Origin of the sequence: Lysinibacillus capsici (assembly GCF_003367505.1) — a bacterium.
GTDB classification, from domain to species: Bacteria; Bacillota; Bacilli; order Bacillales_A; family Planococcaceae; genus Lysinibacillus; species Lysinibacillus capsici.
The window spans coordinates 37218-54319 of the sequence record NZ_PXXX01000002.1; the positions used below are offsets into that span (position 1 = coordinate 37218).

21 protein-coding genes and 1 riboswitch are annotated in these 17102 nt (G+C 36.4%); of the genes, 14 read left to right on the top strand and 7 right to left on the bottom strand.

The genetic code is table 11. The features are described from left to right. The first annotated feature begins 54 nt into the window (after positions 1-54). The 6 genes from C7B89_RS00835 (at position 55) to C7B89_RS00860 (ending at position 5373) form a co-directional block, all read left to right on the top strand. Positions 55-489 (top strand): MarR family winged helix-turn-helix transcriptional regulator, encoded by a 435-nt coding sequence (locus C7B89_RS00835; protein ID WP_004224400.1) that lies wholly within the window; start codon positions 55-57, stop codon positions 487-489. Positions 490-539: 50 nt separating this feature from the next. Further along, complete coding sequence (locus tag C7B89_RS00840) at positions 540-1523, top strand: ring-cleaving dioxygenase (protein ID WP_048394949.1); 984 nt, start codon at positions 540-542, stop codon at positions 1521-1523. A 70-nt stretch (positions 1524-1593) separates the two neighbouring features. Next, positions 1594-2211 (top strand): nitroreductase family protein, encoded by a 618-nt coding sequence (locus tag C7B89_RS00845; RefSeq protein WP_004224402.1) that lies wholly within the window; start codon positions 1594-1596, stop codon positions 2209-2211. A gap of 63 nt (positions 2212-2274) precedes the next feature. Next, positions 2275-2817 (top strand): NADPH-dependent FMN reductase, encoded by a 543-nt coding sequence (locus C7B89_RS00850; RefSeq protein WP_048394950.1) that lies wholly within the window; start codon positions 2275-2277, stop codon positions 2815-2817. Positions 2818-3299: 482 nt separating this feature from the next. Then, the gene (locus tag C7B89_RS00855; RefSeq protein ID WP_208644719.1) at positions 3300-4694 is read left to right on the top strand and encodes a sensor histidine kinase; all 1395 of its coding nucleotides are present in this window, start codon (positions 3300-3302) and stop codon (positions 4692-4694) included. Continuing rightward, positions 4672-5373 carry a response regulator transcription factor gene (locus tag C7B89_RS00860; protein ID WP_054548876.1) on the top strand — a complete coding sequence of 234 codons (702 nt, stop codon included), beginning with the start codon at positions 4672-4674 and terminating at the stop codon, positions 5371-5373. Before C7B89_RS00855 ends, C7B89_RS00860 begins: the two co-directional genes overlap by 23 nt. A gap of 41 nt (positions 5374-5414) precedes the next feature. Here the strand turns inward: C7B89_RS00860 and C7B89_RS00865 are convergent, their stop codons facing one another. Next, positions 5415-5984, bottom strand: coding sequence for a YdhK family protein (locus C7B89_RS00865; RefSeq protein ID WP_115672994.1), 570 nt, complete (start codon positions 5982-5984; stop codon positions 5415-5417). A gap of 103 nt (positions 5985-6087) precedes the next feature. Next, on the bottom strand, positions 6088-6684 hold the full coding sequence (locus C7B89_RS00870; protein ID WP_115672995.1) for a biotin transporter BioY: 597 nt from the start codon (positions 6682-6684) through the stop codon (positions 6088-6090). 153 nt (positions 6685-6837) lie between these two features. Further along, a riboswitch (cobalamin riboswitch) is annotated at positions 6838-7024 on the top strand. Between the two features lie 146 nt (positions 7025-7170). Between C7B89_RS00870 and C7B89_RS00875 the strand changes: the two genes are divergently transcribed. From C7B89_RS00875 to dapF, 3 genes are read left to right on the top strand one after another with little or no spacing between them, the layout of a single operon-like run. Then, positions 7171-8217 (top strand): FecCD family ABC transporter permease, encoded by a 1047-nt coding sequence (locus tag C7B89_RS00875; RefSeq protein WP_066038133.1) that lies wholly within the window; start codon positions 7171-7173, stop codon positions 8215-8217. A 5-nt stretch (positions 8218-8222) separates the two neighbouring features. Next, entirely contained in the window at positions 8223-9014 is a 792-nt protein-coding gene (locus tag C7B89_RS00880) for a heme ABC transporter ATP-binding protein (protein ID WP_048394959.1), read from the top strand. Between the two features lie 52 nt (positions 9015-9066). Next, a complete protein-coding gene (dapF, locus tag C7B89_RS00885; RefSeq protein WP_115672996.1) occupies positions 9067-9924 on the top strand; it encodes a diaminopimelate epimerase in 858 nt (285 codons plus the stop codon). A gap of 81 nt (positions 9925-10005) precedes the next feature. On the opposite strand, the gene C7B89_RS00890 is transcribed toward dapF, so the two are convergent. The 3 genes from C7B89_RS00890 to C7B89_RS00900 form a co-directional block, all read right to left on the bottom strand. After that, positions 10006-10320 (bottom strand): DMT family transporter, encoded by a 315-nt coding sequence (locus C7B89_RS00890; protein ID WP_115672997.1) that lies wholly within the window; start codon positions 10318-10320, stop codon positions 10006-10008. After that, positions 10320-10673 (bottom strand): DMT family transporter, encoded by a 354-nt coding sequence (locus C7B89_RS00895; protein ID WP_048394965.1) that lies wholly within the window; start codon positions 10671-10673, stop codon positions 10320-10322. Before C7B89_RS00895 ends, C7B89_RS00890 begins: the two co-directional genes overlap by 1 nt. A 74-nt stretch (positions 10674-10747) precedes the next feature. Next, positions 10748-11326: a TetR/AcrR family transcriptional regulator gene (locus C7B89_RS00900; protein WP_048394966.1), complete on the bottom strand. Its 579-nt coding sequence runs from the start codon at positions 11324-11326 to the stop codon at positions 10748-10750. A gap of 183 nt (positions 11327-11509) precedes the next feature. On the opposite strand from C7B89_RS00900, the gene C7B89_RS00905 reads away from it, so the two are divergent. The 4 genes from C7B89_RS00905 to C7B89_RS00920 all read left to right on the top strand — a co-directional run bounded on the left by C7B89_RS00905 (position 11510) and on the right by C7B89_RS00920 (position 15110). Next, a complete protein-coding gene (locus C7B89_RS00905) occupies positions 11510-11680 on the top strand; it encodes a hypothetical protein (RefSeq protein WP_175400775.1) in 171 nt (56 codons plus the stop codon). A 72-nt stretch (positions 11681-11752) separates the two neighbouring features. Beyond that, complete coding sequence (locus C7B89_RS00910; protein WP_115672998.1) at positions 11753-12919, top strand: endonuclease Q family protein; 1167 nt, start codon at positions 11753-11755, stop codon at positions 12917-12919. Positions 12920-13028: 109 nt separating this feature from the next. Next, positions 13029-14654: an S-layer homology domain-containing protein gene (locus C7B89_RS00915; protein ID WP_115672999.1), complete on the top strand. Its 1626-nt coding sequence runs from the start codon at positions 13029-13031 to the stop codon at positions 14652-14654. 87 nt (positions 14655-14741) lie between these two features. Further along, entirely contained in the window at positions 14742-15110 is a 369-nt protein-coding gene (locus C7B89_RS00920) for an ion channel (RefSeq protein WP_048394973.1), read from the top strand. 53 nt (positions 15111-15163) lie between these two features. Here C7B89_RS00920 and C7B89_RS00925 read toward each other — a convergent pair whose 3' ends face one another. Together C7B89_RS00925 and C7B89_RS00930 are read right to left on the bottom strand one after the other, a co-directional pair. Continuing rightward, the gene (locus C7B89_RS00925) at positions 15164-15451 is read right to left on the bottom strand and encodes a DUF2653 family protein (protein WP_004224435.1); all 288 of its coding nucleotides are present in this window, start codon (positions 15449-15451) and stop codon (positions 15164-15166) included. Continuing rightward, positions 15439-15900 carry a hypothetical protein gene (locus C7B89_RS00930; RefSeq protein ID WP_048394976.1) on the bottom strand — a complete coding sequence of 154 codons (462 nt, stop codon included), beginning with the start codon at positions 15898-15900 and terminating at the stop codon, positions 15439-15441. The genes C7B89_RS00925 and C7B89_RS00930 overlap by 13 nt, the downstream gene beginning before the upstream one ends. A gap of 184 nt (positions 15901-16084) precedes the next feature. Here C7B89_RS00930 and C7B89_RS00935 point away from each other — a divergent pair, with 184 nt between their 5' ends. Continuing rightward, entirely contained in the window at positions 16085-17101 is a 1017-nt protein-coding gene (locus tag C7B89_RS00935) for a YdcF family protein (protein WP_115673000.1), read from the top strand. Position 17102: the final 1 nt, after the last annotated feature.

The following is a 17102-nucleotide window of genomic DNA, read 5'->3' on the forward strand; positions in this document are numbered from 1 at the left end:
TATTATTATCTCGAATTAGAGATAATTAAATTCGAAGTAAAAAGAGGGAGTCGTATGAAGCAAAACAATCGTAACTTAAAAGCATTTACGGTCTTGTTCCGAGCATATCAAACGATTCAAGATGCAACTAGAAGAGATTTACTTCAATTCGATTTAAATCAAACTGAATTTTCGGTTCTTGAATTTTTGTATCACCATGGAGAACAACCAGTTCAAATGATTGGTAAAAAAATATTAATTGCAAGCAGTAGTATTACTTATGTGATTGATAAGCTCGAGCAAAAGGGCTATGTGTACCGTAAGGCATGTCCAAGAGATCGTCGTGTTACGTACGTATTACTAACGCTTGAGGGACAGGTTTTGATGGAGGAAATATTCCCTAAGCATGAACAGAAAATAAATGAGATATTTGAAGTATTGGAAGCCCAGGAGCTGGACAACATGATTTTATCACTTAAAAAAGTTGGCAAGAACGCCACTAACCAATAAAAAAATTTAAATATATATCTCGATATCGAGATATATAGGAGGAGCATACTATGAATCATTTAAAAGGTGTACACCATGTAACGGCTATCACAAGTAGTGCTGAAGAAAATTATAAATTCTTTACCTATGTTTTAGGAATGCGCTTAATAAAGAAAACAGTGAATCAGGATGACATTCAAACATACCATTTATTCTTTGCAGATGATAAGGGTAGTGCGGGTACAGATATGACGTTCTTTGATTTCCCTAATATCCCAAAAGGTGTACATGGTACAAATGAAATTTCAAAGACTTCTTTCCGTGTACCAACGGATGCTGCTTTAGATTATTGGATAAAGCGCTTTGACCGTTTAAATGTGAAGCATACAGGTATGAAAGAACAGTTTGGTAAAAAAACACTATCTTTCGTAGATTTTGATGATCAGCACTATCAGTTAATTTCTGATGAGCACAATACAGGTGTGGCGGCAGGTACGCCTTGGCAGAATGGCCCCATCCCACTTGAGTATGCCATTACAGGTTTAGGACCAGTTTTTGTCCGTGTCGCTAATTTTAAATACTTTAAGGATGTTTTAGAAAAGGTAATGCTTTTTACAGAGATTGCAGATGAAGGGGACTTCCATTTATTTGAAGTAGGCGAGGGAGGAAATGGCGCCCAGATTATTGTCGAGCACAACACAGTGTTACCCGTTGCTCGTCAAGGTTTTGGTACTGTTCACCATGCTGCCTTTCGTGTAGAGGATCGTTCGGTATTAGATGAATGGACTGCACGTTTCGAAAGTTTTGGTTTCCACACTTCTGGCTATGTAAATCGTCATTTCTTTGAATCATTGTATGCACGAGTAGCTCCGCAGATTTTATTTGAATTGGCTACAGATGGTCCAGGATTTATGGGCGATGAACCATATGAAACATTAGGAGAAAAACTGTCATTACCACCATTTTTAGAACCAAAACGTGAACAGATTGAAAGTCTTGTTCGTCCGATTGACACTGTAAGAAGTTCCATTATGTTCGATAAAGAATATGAGTAACACAATTTCATCCAGTTGGGAAAGCAAAGCCCCACTGGATGTATACATAACTGTATTGGGGGATAAAAAAATGGAATTTTCCAAGCTGATTGATAAGCGTCGCTCTGCTAATAATTTTATCAAGGACGTTAAAATGACTGAAGAAGATATACGCCCTATTTTGGAGGATGTTAAGCTTGCCCCTTCAGCATTTAACTTACAGCATGCTAATTATATTGTTGTGCTGGATGAGGATATGAAAGAAAAGGTGAGAGAGGCAGCATATGGTCAATATAAAGTACATTCAGCTTCAGGTGTAATTCTTGTACTAGGTGACAAGGAAGCATATAAAAATACTGCTGAGTTAAGTCAGGGCATGGTGGATTTAGGCATAATTACAGCGGGTGAACTAGAGGATATTGTAGCAGAGAATACAAGATTTTATGAGGATCGCGGTGAAGGATTCATGAAAGATGAAGCCATTCGTAATGCTTCTCTGTCTGCAATGTTATTCATGCTAGCTGCGAAAAATCGTGGTTGGGACACTTGCCCAATGATTGGCTTTGATAATCAGAAAATGCGTGAGCTTTTCAATGTGCCAGAAACACATGAAATAGCCTTAATGATTACTATTGGGAAAGAAAAAGAAAGCAGTCGTCGATTACGTGGGTATCGCAAGCCAGTTGAAGAATTTGCCATTTATTATTGAAATGGTATAAAATACAATAGCTATACAAATACTATGAATAATGTACATTTAGGAGGAAACATCATGAAAGTAGTAGCAATCGTAGGTAGTATCCGTAAAGAATCTTATAATATGCAATTAGCTCAATTTATTCAAAAACGTTATACAGAAAAGTTAGATCTTGAAGTATTAAGCTTAAAGGACCTACCAATGTATAATCAAGATATTGAAAATGAGGCTCCACAAGCAGTTCTTGATTTTAAAGCAAAAGTAAAAGCTGCAGACGCTGTACTTTGGGTTACACCTGAATATAATGGTACAGTTCCTGGGGTTATGGTAAATGCTATTGATTGGCTATCTCGTGTAGATAAAGTAATGATTGGCAAACCATCTATCATTATGGGTGCATCAATGGGGAACTTAGGTACTGTAAAAGCACAATTACATTTACGTGATATTTTATTCTCTCCAGGCATTAACTCACCATTACTTAGCGGTAATGACGTTTATATTGGTGCTGTTCACACTAAATTTGATGAAGAAGGCAATTTAACTGATGAAGGTACAGTGAAATTCCTTGACGTAGTTATTGATAATTTCTTAAGTTGGGCAAAAAAATACGTTTAATTAAAATATAACCCATAAGTATACAATATACTTATGGGTTATATTGTTGAAAAAAAGAGGATGTCACTAGCAAAAAAAGCTCTTTTGTTAAGGCGAATGGTTGATTTCGGTTCCGCTAGCGTCCGATGCCGCTTCCCTCAATTCCGTTCGCTCTAGGGTCTACTCTGTGACGCTAGCTCCTCTCCCATCAACCATACATCAAGAGATTATTTTTCATACAGCAGTAACGGATAAAATAGCCCATTAGAGAAAGGATAGGCACTTGGAGAAGTGATTAGTTACCCATAAAATCTTTGCTAAGATGGTAATTCTTGTGAAGCGGCAAGCCTTTTTCATACAAATTCTAATGAATGTTCAATACTATGACCCATAGGTATACAATATACTTATGGGCATTTTTTGTTTGGAAAGATGCTACTTCTGCATGAAATCTTCACACTTTCAAGATATACTTTTAAGAAATTCTAAAATGGTGGTTACGGATGAGAAAATTATCATTAAAGCTGGGCATTATCTTCTTCATCACATTGTTTTGTATTGAAACCTTTATGATGTTTTTTTTGCATGTTTCCCTGACGAATTCTAGAGTGGAAGAGGAACTAGAGCGTTTACAAGCGAGAGGAAATTCACATCGTACTATATTAGAACAGAACTTCAATAATGAAACACTAGCACATGTCGTTCTTATGGAATCAGAAGCAAGTACAGATGTCGTGGTGACTGACCATTTCGGGACAATCCTTGCATCCTCACAGCCACATCAAGAAATCAGTGATCTGATTCGTGAAATAGAGGGGGAAATACCTTATGAAGGAAGGGTTTTACAAGACAATTGGCAAGAAGTTAAAGCAATTGCGACTATAAGCCCTATTCAAAATCAGCAAGGAACGATTGGCTATGTATTTATGTTTCAAAATACCGATTCCATCCATGCATTAATGAAACGGCTGAATAAGCATTTTCTCATCGTGGGTATTGTATCTGGTCTAGTCAGTATTGCAGTCATTGTTGTTCTATCTCGTAAGCTGGCTAAGCCACTTATTCAAATGAAAGAGGCTACATTGAAAATGAGTAAGGGTGATTTTACAGTTGCTCTTTCTACGAATGGAAAAGATGAGCTTGGGGATTTATCAAATGCTATCCAGCTTTTATCCAATGATTTAAATCATCTAAGGCAAGAGCGTAAGGAGTTTTTATCGAGTATTGCACATGAGCTTCGTACACCGCTAACTTTTATTAAAGGCTATACAGACATTCTTGCTAAACGGGATTTAACAGGGCAAGATCGTCAAAAGTATTTAGCTATTATAATAGAAGAAACAAATAGACTTTCTAGATTAATCAAAGATTTATTTGATTTAGCGAAAATGGATGAAAACTCATTTGTAATTGAAAAACATTGCTTACATTTAGAGCCGTTTTTTACAAGCATTGAAGAAAAATTAAGTCCCGCTTTTCAAGATAAAGGTATCTATTTAGTTGTACGTTGTGATAATGGCTTAACACTATGTGCAGATGAAGCAAGACTTGAGCAAATTCTGATTAATCTATTAAATAATGCATTAATCTATTGTGCACCAGGAGATATGACTACAGTCACTGTAAAACAAGACAGTGGAATTTTAAGCATCATCGTTGAAGACACAGGGAAAGGAATTCCAAAGAAGGATTTACCGTATATTTTTGATCGGTTTTATCGAGTGGAAAAATCACGTAGTCGTGCTTTAGGTGGATCTGGACTTGGGCTTGCTATTGTCAAGGAGCTTGTACAAGCACATGGGGGAGAAATAAAGGTTAGAAGTGAAATAAATAAAGGGACTACTTTTGAATTATCATTTAAAGGAGTAGAAACGAATGAAAACGATTTTATGCATTGATGATGAACCAAGAATGTTAGATTTATTAACCCTTTATTTGGAACCACTATTTAATTGTAGAGCAATGTCTTCTATACAAGAGGCATTGGATTTTTTAGAAGAAGAGCATGTGGATTTAGTTCTTTTGGATATTATGATGCCAGAGATGGATGGGTGGCAGGTTTGCCAGGAAATTAGGAAGTTTTGGGATGTTCCTATCATTATGCTTACTGCAAAAGGAGAACACGCTGATATTGTAAAAGGTTTAAATCTTGGTGCTGATGACTACGTTTTAAAGCCTTTTGATGAGGAAGAATTGTTAGCACGCATACATGCTGTATTAAGAAGAACGATATCTGAAGAAAAAGTGATTAACTTTGAAGGGCTTTGTTTAGATAGAGAGTCCTTTGAAGTATATTTTCAACATAAGGCAATTCCATTAACACCAAAGGAATTTGCCATGCTCGCCCTATTTTTAGATTATCAAAATAGAGCATTTTCTAGAGAACACCTTATACATGCCGTTTGGGGATATGATGTAACGATTGAAGATCGTACCATTGATTCACATGTACGTAATTTACGAGAAAAATTAAGAAAAAGTGGTTTTCCGGCGGATGATTACTTGCAAACCGTTTGGGGCATCGGCTATAAATGGCATAAGTCTGCAAAGAGAAAGCAAATGGAACATAAAAGCTAGAAATTAACCTCTACCAGAATTGAAGGTAGAGGTTATTTCTATTATTTTGGACTAAGCTCTTCTTCTGTTACCCATTTATGATTTGTTACAGCTTCACCACTTGTAGTGGCAGTATAATCAACCATATATACAGTTGTTTGCACAGCCTCGTCAATAAGGACAGTCGCATTTTCCATACCTTCCATATGTGTTGCGTCCGTTTTTACTTCTGTTCCAGGAGCCAGTTGTGCTTCTTGTGGGTCAATTAATTCTTCATGAATTACCCACTTATGCTTTTCTATTCGCTTTCCACCAGTTGTAGGCTCATAGGAAATAACATAGGCAGTTGTAGTATAGGCACCTACTATTGTTGCTTCGGCCCCTTTCATACCTTCCATATGTCCATCTGTAATAATGGCTGTGCTTCCTATAGGAAATTTCGGATTTTCAGCTTTTTTTAACGTTACTGGTACTTCGCCAGAACTTGAATGGTTCATTGTAGAATGATCCATTTCTTCAGCAGCTTCATTAGAAGTGGACGCAGGTTTTGTTTGATCCTCTGTACAAGCCGATAAACTAATTAGAGCGACTACTGATAATAGTCCGACTGACCATCTTTTATTGAATTTCATATGATATCCTCCTCACTATGTGCTCCTAATGTAGCAAATAAATGTGCAGAAACGATGGATATAACCTATGAAAAACATTTCTTTAGTCTGGCGGGGAGATATGCTATTGAATAGGCATGATCTTCAATGTTTTTTGTAATCTATGGGCGAAGATACCAGCAAAAATAGCTAAAATAATATCTTTTGGTAGTGGAGGAATCATCCAAAGCCAAGCGAGCTTATATGAAAAATTCTCTGGCGCACTTGCCCATAGCTTATAGGCAAAAAACATCCAATTTGTTCCTATCAAATAATTTATAGCCGTTGCTACCAAAGCAGCTACGATAAAACTTTTCTTTGTTCTGCTTCGTTCTACAATTAACCCCGCAACAAATGCCGCAAATATAAATGTAATAATAAACCCAAAGGTAGGGCTTAAAATTTGGCCAATTCCACCACCGAAACGAGCAAAGACAGGAGCTCCTGCCAATCCTACGCACATATAAATTGTGCAGGCGAGCGCACCTTTTCTACTACCAAGAATAAGCCCTGCTAAAATTGCAAAGAAGGTTTGAAGCGTAATGGGTACACCACCAACTACCATAAAAGGTGCAAAGGAAGTGATATTAGCACCCACCATCATTAACGTTGTAAATAATCCAATGTAGGTAATGTCAACAGTTCTTAACTTATGGTGACTATGTTGTGTAACAGTTGCCATGATTTCACCTCGTTTTATAAGTTATTACTGCTAGTGTAAAAAACGAATGTATTTGTGTCAACCTTATTATTTATATAAGTTAACTCAATTGCTGAATTAAATTGAAGTAGACTATCTATCTATAAAAATGTATGATAGAACCGTCACAATTTTATAACTTCAAATACTATTGGTGTGACATTTTGAATGTCACTTAAAAGGGAAGTCGGTGGAAGTCCGACGCTGTCCCGCAACTGTAACGAGGAATCCTATAATATGATTTGCCACTGTTTAAGAATGGGAAGGCAATTATAGGATAGTGAATCGAAGCCAGGAGACCTGCCATTTAGTAATACCTGTAATGCCCACGAGGATGCAAGCAATTACGGACAATAGCTGGATATTTTTCTGACTTTGTTTAATCTTGGGTATTTCTATGCGCATTTTCGCATGGGATACCTTTTTTTATTGCTTCATTCATCAATATTCAGTAGGAGTTTAAAACAGATGAATAAAAAATTTATGTTATTTTCCTTCGTACTTTTCATGGTATTAATTGTTTCAATGACCTTTGCTGTAATGGTTGGCTCAGTTTCAGTTACACCGTTATATGTATGGAAAGTTATTCTTTCTAAAATTCCTTTTATACAAAATTCGATCGAGCAAGATTGGAGTCGCTCTCAGGAAATCATCATCTGGCAAATAAGAGCACCTCGTGTTTTGCTAGCTGCGATAGTAGGAGCGGGGTTAGCTATTGCAGGGGCAGCCATTCAGGCACTAGTACGTAATTCTATTGCAGACCCGTATATTCTAGGGATTTCTTCAGGGGCAGCTGTCGGAGCTACTTCTGTGATTATTTTAGGAGCCTTTTCATTTTTAGGTATTTACGCTCTTTCAGTATCCGCATTCCTTGGTTCATTACTTGCCATTGCACTTGTCTTTTTCTTATCACGTGTTGGGGGACGTGTCTCTATTTTCCGCTTGCTATTGGCAGGCATGGCTGTGTCCTTTATCTTAACGGCTATCTCTAACTTTATTTTAATGATGTCAAAGCAAGAAGGGGCCTTAAAGGCTGTTATGTTTTGGATGCTAGGTAGTTTAGCTGGAGCCAAATGGAATAATATTGTGATTCCAGCTTTCGTATTCTTGGTTGTATTTGGGCTACTGTGGCTACACTATCGCAATTTAAATTTATTATTACTAGGAGAAGAGGCGGCAGTGACATTAGGCGTTAATCTTCAGCAATTCCGTATTCAGTTAATACTACTAGTATCTCTATTAACAGGTGTGCTTGTCGCAGTTAGTGGTTCTATAGGATTTGTGGGATTGATTATTCCCCATATTGTGCGTTTAATTGTGGGCTCAAACTATAAATACGTAATACCTATCAGTGCTTTAATAGGTGGAATATTCTTAGTATGGGCAGATGCCTTTGCTCGAATTATTATTGCTCCTCAGGAAATGCCAATTGGTATTATTACGGCTTTTTGTGGAGGACCATTTTTCATTTGGCTTCTCCGTCGTAACAACTATTCTTTCGGTGAAGGAGATTAACTTCCATGACATTAGAAGCGAAAAAAGTATCATTCTCCATTTACGATCAGCGTATACTGCATGATGTAAGCATTCAAATAAAAGAAAAGCAATTTGTTGGATTAATTGGTCCTAATGGGAGCGGAAAATCAACATTGTTAAAAAATATGTATCGTCTCCTAAAACCTGAAAGTGGATCAGTAGTATTAAATGAGCAAGATATATTAAAGCAATCAAGTAAAGCAATTGCGAAAAATTTGGCTGTTGTAAGCCAAGAGACACCCGTATTATTTGATTTCACTGTGCATGATTTAGTCAGTATGGGAAGAACCCCACATAAAAAGCTGTTAGAGCTTGATCAAGAGAAAGATTTTCAAATTGTTAAAGAGGCTCTTAGGCAAACGGGCATATCGCATTTAGAGAAACGAAGCTTTAGTTCGCTTTCTGGTGGCGAGAAAAAACGTGTCATGGTTGCAAGGGCACTCGCTCAACAAGCACAGATATTAATATTAGATGAGCCGACGAATCATTTAGATATTCAACATCAACTTCAACTTATGGATTTAATTCAGACTTTGCATTTAACCGTAGTAGCAGCTTTACATGATTTGAATATTGCTGCTATGTATTGCGATCAAATTTACGTTTTACAGCAAGGGCGAATAGTTTGTCATGGTACACCAGAGGAAGTACTTACGCCAACAGTGCTGCAAGATGTATTTGGTGTTTTTGCGGATATTCAAATACATCCAATGACAGGGAAGCCGTATCTTACATATGTTCCTGAACAGTTCACTAAGGGGTTTAGCCAAATATAGAAAAGTGTCATCTTCTATTAGATACATAAAACATCCTTTAAGGAGTGACTGTATGCAAATAGCCTTTACGAAAATGCATGGTATTGGTAACAGCTATATCTACCTTGATCTTTTCCAACATGATTACAAGGAAGATATCTTTTGTGAATTGGCTCAAAAAATGGCCAATGTCCATACTGGTATTGGCTCAGATGGATTGATTATTATCCAACCCTCTAAAATTGCTGACTGTGGTATGCGTGTATTTAATAAAGATGGATCTGAGGGGACAAATTGTGGTAACGGTCTTCGCTGTGTTGCTAAGTATATTTTTGAACGTCATATTGTACGACAAGAGCTAATTACGATTGAAACGAAATCCGGGATTATGCTGGCACAGGTAGTGGTGCAAGACAATCGTGTAATAGAAGTGATTGTCGATATGGGCAAACCTCTCTTATTGCGCAAAGACATTCCGATGTTAGGAAACCCAAATGAGCTTGTCATCAATGAAATATTTCCTTTACCCCAACAATCTCTTTTAGTAACAGCTTTGTTTTTGGGCAATCCCAATACCGTAGTTTTTGTGAATGCGATCGAGCAAGCACCATTAAGAACATTAGGCGGTATTATAGCAAACGATATGAGATTTCCTTATCGTTGCAATGTTGAGTTTGTAGAGGTTGTTCATGAGAAGGCATTAAAATGCTGCGTTTGGGAACGAGGTTCGGGTATAACAGAGGCATGTGGGACAGGTGCTTGTGCAGCGGTAGTGGCTGCTATATTAAATGGTTTTTGTCAGAAGGAAGAAGAGATAGTAGTCCAACTTAGGGGCGGTGACTTAGTCATTCGATGGGCTGACAATGACCATATCTGGATGCGTGGACCTGCAGAATTTATAGCGGATGGTATTTATGAATTTTTATCTTAATTACTCCCATTTCATGCCATTTTAAATAAATGAATACAGGACGCCTCCGATTTAAGAGTGGCGTCCTATATTGTAAAGCCATTAAGATACTGCTTTTAAGCCTGCTACACCTATGATAATTGCTATGATACTGATAATACGTGATAGATTTTTAGATTCGCCAAAGAAAATGATATTTACGAGTACAGCTCCAACAGTACCAATTCCTACCCAAACAACATAGGCAATGCTTAACTGCAAATAGTTGAAGGATGCATATAAAAGGGCAAAAGACACACCAAAACCACCAATATAAAACATTAAGTTTCGTAATGTTTTATGCTGACTATAGAAGCGTAAGCCAACCACACCTATAATTTCAGACAATGCAGCTAAGATAATAAGTATCCAACCCATTATACATTCTCTCCTTTCGTTTGCATCTGCTCTTTAGAGGAATTATCCGCTAATTTTAGACCAATCACACCTAATAATAAAATAATCATGAACAGTCCTTTAATGGCATTAAATTCTCCTTCGAAAATGAAAATATCCATTAATGTGGTACCGATTGCACCTGCTCCAGCGAAAATAGCGTAGACTGTACCAGTAGGTAAGCTCTCACAAGCCTTCGATAAGAAATGAAAATCTATAGCAATGATTGTCACAATAATTATCCAATGCCACCATGAGCTTGCTACGTTAAAGCCAAATACCCAAAGCAATTCAAATAAACTTGTTAAAACGACGTACATCCATTCTTTTTTCATCAATAAAATCCTTTCTATTAGGTAATACAATGACTGACATTCAGTCATTTTCGAGGTAAAAGAGAACGTCACTTTTATGGGTGACGTAGGCCAAGTGCGTGAGATAGGAAGTCTATAAGCTCAAGCTTGAGCAATTTCATTGTTTCGTCCTTGCTATCATCAAATAAATAAATTTGTTCAGCAGCAGATTCAATTAGACCAATCATCAGTTTAGCAGAACGTGTTGGGTCAATTGAATCACGTATCATTCCCTGTTGCTGGCCAGATAATAAGAAATGACTCATCCAGTCATAATAGGGTGCATATATATTTTCCCATTCTTTTAAATGCTCAGTTTGCGCAATACCTGCATAAATAAGTGCAACGATATCTCCATAATCTTTCGTGATTAAGAAAACCATTTCCACAACCTCTTCAAGTTGCTGTTCAAAGGGCTTATGACTTGAAATACCTTCATCTAAGGTAGCAATAATTCTTTCTACCATATTTTTTGCAATAGCAGGCATAACAGAAAGGCGTGATGGGAAATAAAGATAAAATGTTCCTTGAGCGATCCCAGCAGCTTTAACGATATCTGAAACTTTTGTTTTTTCTATACCTTTTTCTCGAAAAACCTCAATGGCAGCTTGAATAATTTTTTCTTCTTTTGACATGCAATCCCTCACTTTTGCCTTACTTAATTATTATGTTATAGAATAAGAAAAATAATGTCAATAAAAAATGACTGATTATCAGTCATTTTTTATTATCCAATGTTCGTTCGTAATTCCACAATTATGCGAAGGAGTATATTTTCTATATTTCGGGGAATTGTATAATTGAAAGGATTGATGACCATGAAAGAAATTAAGTTTGCACAATTAGACCCGCAGCAACTAGAAAAAATTAATGAGCTTGAAGAAAAGATTGGTGTAACATTAGTTGCCTATGATGCTTCCTCCACACCATCACACGGTTCCGGCGCTTTTGAGTCAAATAATAGCACTACTACAAATCATCCATCATAATGAAGTGAGAAATGCCTTGCAGTAATGTAAGGTATTTTCGTTTTATAGAATGTATTTAAAGGAGTGTTTGAATTGAATGAATTCTATGCTGATTTACATATTCATATTGGACGTACTTCTAGTGGAAGGGCAGTGAAAATTACTGGCAGTAAAACGTTAACATTAGCACGAATTTTAGAGACGGCTAGTGCAAGAAAGGGATTAGACATCATTGGGATCATTGACTGTCACTCACCTGAAGTAATCGAAGAAATGGTGAGGATGATTGAACACGGAGAACTACAAGAACTTAAAGAAGGTGGTCTGCGATTTCAGGAAACAACTTTAATTCCCGGATCAGAGATCGAAATTTATGATCAACATTGTCAGGGTCCTATTCATGTGCTTGCTTACTTTCCTACACTAGAGCTCATGAAGCTGTTCTCAGAATGGATGTCACAACATATGAAGAATATCCATTTAAGTTCACAGCGTATTTATTGTGATGGTCAGACCTTGCAGCAAAAGGTACATGAATTGGGAGGTATTTTTATTCCTGCACATGTATTTACACCATTTAAAAGCTTGTTTGGCAAAGGGGTTCGTCGAAGTTTAACTGAAGTCTTTGATCCGCAGCTTATTGATGGTATTGAATTAGGTTTAAGCTCTGATACAAATATGGTAAGTCATATTAAAGAATTACAAGCATATACATTCGTTAGCAATTCTGATGCACATTCGCTTGGGAAATTAGCACGAGAGTATCAAAAGTTACGATTAGCAGAAGCGAATTTTACAGAATTAAAAATGGCCCTGCATGAGCAAGAGGGACGAGCGGTAATAGCCAATTATGGCCTAAACCCTTTGCTTGGCAAATATCATCAAACAGTTTGTGCAAAATGTAGTCAACAGCTAAGTAAAGAGGCTACCATTTGTACAAGATGTGGGAGTACTCAAATTATAAAGGGAGTAGCTACCCGTATACAGGAGCTATCTGAAGACTTTCCCAATAAACGAAATAGACCACCTTATATTCATCAGATACCACTTGATTTCATTCCAGGTATTGGTCCTAAAATGATGGAACGTTTAATCGAAGCATTTGGTACAGAAATGAATATTTTGCATCGTGTAACAATCGACCAGCTTGAACAAATTGTGCCACATAAACTAGCCCATTTAATCGATTTAGCGAGAAAGGGCCAATTAGCCATTGAAGTTGGTGGTGGTGGGATTTATGGAAAGATACAGGTTAATTAGATAAAAAATGAAATGTTTCAAAAAGATTGTTGTAATTTAACCTATTTTTATCGTTCCTCTAGTAAAATAGTGAAAATAACGACTATTTTATAAGTAGAGGAGAGAGTAAATGCGATTATCAAAGAAATTTCGTTTTTTAGCTTCAAGTGTATTGGCTTTGCAATTAGCTATACCTGTAGCAGCTAGTGCAGAAGAAGGACAGGGTGACCATATAGCACCAAGTTGGGTTGTACAAACCGATTATGTGGCACTTGGTGATTCATTAGCACATGGGATGAATGAAGTAGGTGTAATTGGATTAGGCTATACCGATTTTATTGCACAGGCATTACAGCAAGACGGCTTCCTTACTTCCTTTAATAAGGGCTTTGCTATGTCAGGCTACACAACTAAAAATGTTTTAGCTGATCTACAAAATGATGTTGCAAAAACAGTGACTGGTTTTGGCTATACAGACGAACAGGCAAAGTTACGGGCTTCTATTAAAGAAGCTGAAATCATCACATTAACAGCTGGGGCAAATGATCTATTGCCAATATTAAAAGAATCTCAAGCAACGGGAATTGACACTGTGGCTATCATAAAAGCTACTAAAGAAGCTGTATCGAACATTGCTACTATTCTATCTGAAATCAAAAAGATTAATCCACAAGCTGAAGTATATGTAATGGGCTATTATAATTCCTTCCCATACTATAGTGAGAACTTACAAAAACAATTTAATTTGTTATTAGCTACATTGAATGCAACAATTAAAACAACTACTGAAAAAGCGGGCGCTATTTTTGTTCCTACATATGATGTTGTTGCAAAGGATGTTGCCAACTATCTACCAAACCCTGAAAATATTCATTTAAGTGAAGCTGGTTATTTAGCAGTAGCAAATGAAGCATTTTTACCAATCATTAAAACAAGCTCTTTATGGGATGTCACGCAGGCTATTGGAGTAGAGGTAAAAGATCGTACAACTGTTAAGGTTAGCTGGCAAGAAGCGACAGATAATGTAGGCGTAGCAAATTACCTTGTCTATGTGAATGGAAAATTAACTTCAACATTAAATGCTGACACTACTACAATTACGCTCAAAGATTTAATAGAAAATACAACCTACAATGTATCTATCAAAGCAATTGATGCTGCTGGTAATGAAAGTGTTCAAAATCCTACAGTAACTTTCACTACGAAAGGAACAGTTAGCTTTACAGATACACAGAATCATTGGGCAAAAGATTATATTCAAACAGCTGCAAATATAGGTATAATGAACGGCTATACTGATGGGACATTTAGACCTGAGAGTAGTGTAACACGTGCCCAAGCTGCAGCTATTCTTGTAAGAAGCCTTGGCTTAACTACAGAAGAAAAAGCACCATTTACTGATATCGAAAATTATGATGCAGCAACACAGGCAGAAATTGCGGCAGCATATGTACATGGTCTTATTAAAGGAACAGATGGGAAATTTAAGCCTGGACACCCTGTGACACGCGCTCAATTAGCTTTAATGATTCATCGCGCTTATGAACAGCAATCTAATCAGCCGTATATTGCAAAAGGCGATGTGCCATTTGTAGATGTCGCTTCATATAATGCAGAAACCAAACGTGCAATCACAATGCTGTATGAATTAGGAATCGTGACAGGGGATGGAGGGAAATTTTCACCTGAGGCTGTCACAACAAGAGGTCAAGCAGCTAAAATATTTACCAATCTTAGTCAGCTACTCATTCAATAATCATTAAAAGGTAGGGGGATTTTCTCCTCTACCTTTTGATGTTTTCGTAAGAAACGAATATAGTCTATCTAAATAAAGGAGAATGGGATGCTGTCATTTATATTATCTGCTAAAAGATTAGGAAAAGGACTGTGGAGGTCCTTTAAACGTCCACAGTTCCTATCATTGTTTACTACACTATTTTTAATCATTCTATCAGGAACTCTATTCTACAAGGGGACAGAAGGATGGTACTGGTTGGATGCCATGTATTTTGCTGTAGTGAGCTTAATTCCAACTGGAGTCGAAACAGGACTATATCCAACAACGGCTTATTCTAAAGTATTTACAATGATTTATTTAATTGTTGGTACAGGAGTAATGTTTATCATGTTATTAATGCTGGGACGCTCTATCGTAGATTTTTCTCTGAATGAAGAAGAAAAAGAAGAGGTTAAAAAACGTTTGAAAAAGTAAAATAGCAGTACAATGAATTTTTTGGACGATTCATTGTACTGCTATTTTTTTATTTATGATAGTTTGGCAATAATGCCTTCTTCGTCATCTAAAACTAGTTCAATCCCTGTCGAGAATGGATCACCGTGTAGAACATCCTTGATCCAAACACGTAAGGCACCAATCATGGCTGCTGTATTAAGCACCTCGATTTGACCGTTGACTTCGACCTCTGCACCAAAACCTGCATCATCCTCGTAAGTTAATTCAACAAGAACATCCTCAGGGCGAATGTTTTGATAGTAGGCTTGAGATAAACAAATAGCATTAATAATATCTTGTTCGTTGATTATTTGTGCCATTGTGCTTCCTCTTTGCGCTTTTTATCTTTAAACATATTTATTATCTTCACAACAAGCATCACAATAACAACAATTGCTGCCACATTAATAAGTAAACCTAAAATATTCCCCAGTATACCCATACCACTAAATAGACTACCGAATAATAATCCAGCAAGTCCGCCAAGCATTAATCCTTTCATCAGACCACCTGAGAAAAAACCACCTTTTTTAGTAGTATCTGCTTTATTAGTAGATGTTGAGTTGTTTTTATTTGTTGTTGCATTGTTTTGATCTTTAGTAGTATCCGATTTTTGGATATTCGAGCTATTATTATTGTTAGAGAAGCCTTTTTTACCCGATTTATAGGATTTAGCTTCTGCCGTTGGCGTATCAGAAATAAATAATGTTGCACCAACAGTCGAAAATATCAGTGTCGCTGCAAAAAGAGCGGCAAGAATTTTTTTCATTACATACATTCCTCCAATATAATTTTTAATCTAATCATAAACTAGTTCTTATATAGTAATATTACATGAACTATATTAAAAAATAAAACAAACGCTTTCAAAAATTAAGCTATATCAAAAAATATGGACAAATAGTGGCAGATGTAATGATTGTAGAAATTATGCAATAGGAAGGAGTGAAAAAATGCTACTAACTTTATCAATCTTCCTTACCATTTTTATCATTTTGTACCTAACAGAAAAAAGGCGCTTTCTCAACGTTGTAGCCCTTGGCGTGATAGGGATATATATTGTCAGAGCGTTTATTATTCATTATCCTTTATTGCTACCAAATGATCAGGGGATTATTTCTGAAATGGGGATATTCATTATATTAGGAAGCTTTCCAAGTATTATGTTTATTTTATCAATAGCCATGTTTTTCAATAGTAAAGTATTATTAGAAAAGGAAGGACGCAAATTCCGTAACTTAATGTTAGCCATATTAGGGCTAAGTTTTGTTATTATGATGTTATGGTATGTATTCGTCATTTTTATTGAAATTGAAAATGTGTTTTGGCATATTCTTTTCTTCTATGCGTTTTTAATTTTTGGTTATACAATGTTCTTATACACTAGTGTCCTTGCTTATTCAATATTGTATCTTCTTACACCAATACGTTATAAACCAAATTACATTATTGCATTAGGTTCAGGATTAATTGGCGATAGAGTACCTCCACTTTTAGCAAGCCGTTTAGATGAAGCAGTAAAGCAATATATAAAGTATGAGATGAAGCCTTATATCATTGTCTCTGGTGGTCAAGGAAATGATGAAAAGGTATCAGAAGCATATGCAATGAAACAATACCTAATAGAAGTACATCATATTCCGACTGACAAGATAATAATGGAGGATTGTTCAGCCAATACAGAACAAAATATGATCTTTTCAAAGCAAATAATGGAACACCATTCTCATGGAGAGAACTATCGTTCCATTTTTGTTACGAATAATTTCCATGTGTTTCGTGCAAGTATTTATGCTAGGAAAGCAGCATTAGATGCCGAGGGGATTGGCTCAAAAACTGCTTTTTACTATGTTCCTAATGCATTCACACGAGAATTTATAGGTTTATTAGCCATGTATAAATGGACCCATGTCACAGTATTTTTAATTATTACGCTATTCGTAGGCTTACTATTGAGAGCATATGTGTAAC